This window comes from Campylobacter sp. Cr9, assembly GCF_020138295.1.
GTDB lineage: Bacteria > Campylobacterota > Campylobacteria > Campylobacterales > Campylobacteraceae > Campylobacter_E.
In genome coordinates, this window is sequence record NZ_JACGBH010000032.1 from 1 (window position 1) to 2,032 (window position 2,032).

Below are 2,032 nucleotides of genomic sequence, written 5' to 3' on the forward strand. Positions count from 1 at the left end.
AAGGCTTATTTAAGTTCTAAAATCCCTATAAATAGACATTTTAAACCTTAGCAAAAGCTTAAAATTCGAAAATGCAAAGCTAAATTCATAAAATCAAGCAAATTTTCTAACTATTAAGCTAATTTTAAGCCAAAAATAGGGTAAATGCTAAACAAAGGAGCAAAAATGAGCAAATCATCAAAATACCAAATAAAAAACCAAGTCCTACATATAAGCAAAGCAGGGCTAAGTCTTATAAAAGATGGCGAGTTTATAAGCGTAAAAGATAGCAAAAGCACCATAAGCAAAATCCACCCAAACAAGCTAAAAGCCATCATCATAAACACCACGATAAGTCTAAAATCCGATGTAATATTCTTAGCAAATGATTATAAAATCCCCGTAACTTTTATAAACCAAAAGCAAGAGAGCATAAGTCTTTATAAAAGCGAGAGTTCAAGCAAAACTTTAATCTCTCAAGCAAAATTAAGCGATGAAACAAGGCTAAATCTAGCAAAGCAAATAATTCTTACAAAGTGTAAAAATCAGCGTAATTATATAAAAAGAATAAACAAATATCACAAAACTTATAAAACAAACATAGCAAATATTTCAGCAAACCTAAACAAAATAAAATCAGCAAAAAGCATTCAAGAGCTATTAGCCTATGAAGGTGGGGTGGCGTTGTGGTATTTTGATGTGATGGTGGATAGATTTAGCAAATACAATTTCACTAAACGGCATAAAAAAAGTGCTAAAGATGTGATAAATATGAGCCTAAACTACCTTTATAGCATACTTTATAGCAAAATCCAAAAGCTTATGATAGACAATGCTCTAAGCCCTTATGTTGGGATATTTCATACTAATAATGACAAAAACCATAGCTTAGTTTATGATTTCATAGAAGAATTTCGTGTGTGGGTGGTGGATATGGTGGTATTTGGATGGTTTTCGCACAATCCAAGCGTAAAAGATAGTGACAAATTAAGCGATAAGCCAAAAGCAAAGCTTAGCAAGATGTTTAGCGAAAGATTGCAAGATAAATTTATCTATGAAGATAAAAAGCTAAGTATAGATGAGATAATGCAAAAGCAAATAAAAAGGCTAAAACTAGCAATCACTAAAAACACTGATTATAAGGGATTTTACCCTAAGATTTGCTAGATATAATACTCGCTTGATAGTTCTTTGCCAAGGGTTTTTGCAAGGTGCAAGGATTTTAGGGGATAGATTTTTATGGTGTCGGTTTTAGGATTTATTAGGGCGCTAAAGTCTTTTATGAGTTTTTGCATTTTGTTTTCTTTTATACTTAGCTCAAATACACTTAGATTTATCTTCTCGCCGTAGCAAAGCAAGGTATCATGAATGATTTTGCGAGTTTTATTAGCTGTGATGTCGTAGCAGATTAGATATAGCATTTCACTCCTTTTTGGGGTGATTTTAATAATATTTGGTCGCTTTATTTATGACTACGAAAGATTTAAAATACATATTTAAATTCTTTTAATCATATATTTTTTAAAGTCGTTAGCTACTTGGTTTAATGACTATATTTCATATTAAATACTAGGATATAGACATTTTAGTTCTAAATACAATTAAAAAATTTTAAAATCCTAAAAGGAAATAAAATAGGAATTTAATTTTTTTATTTATATTAAATTGATAAAAACTCGTTATTTAGGACATTTAAGAAAAATAATAACTTTTATCATTTTATTTTGTCCGTATTTTTGTCCGTTTTTGATTTTAAATTAGTAGCTTAGTGTTTTAGCTAGGTTGATTAAAATATTTAAAAATTAAATAAATAGAGATTGCATTTATTTCAATAAATTTAAACATCAAAATCAAAGGAATTTAAAATAGGAAATTGAATGCTGTAAGGCTTATTTTTAGGCTTAGCATTTACCCCATTTTTGGCTTAAAATTAGCTTAAGAGTTATAAAATTTGCTTGATTTTATGAATTTAGCTTTGAATTTTCGAATTTTAAGCTTTAGATAAGGTTTAAAATGCCTATTTTATAGGGATTTTAGAACTTAAAAAATACTT

General features: G+C 28.5%; 2 protein-coding genes. One reads left to right on the plus strand and one right to left on the minus strand.

What is annotated here, in order from left to right:
• Positions 1-165: 165 nt before the first annotated feature.
• Positions 166-1,146, plus strand: a complete 981-nt coding sequence (cas1, locus tag AVANS14531_RS09075) for a CRISPR-associated endonuclease Cas1 (RefSeq protein WP_336612153.1) — start codon at positions 166-168, stop codon at positions 1,144-1,146.
• Here the strand turns inward: cas1 and cas2 are convergent.
• Positions 1,143-1,400 (minus strand): CRISPR-associated endonuclease Cas2, encoded by a 258-nt coding sequence (gene cas2, locus AVANS14531_RS09080; protein WP_336612154.1) that lies wholly within the window; start codon positions 1,398-1,400, stop codon positions 1,143-1,145. The two genes, cas1 and cas2, sit on opposite strands and share 4 nt — an antisense overlap.
• Positions 1,401-2,032: the final 632 nt, after the last annotated feature.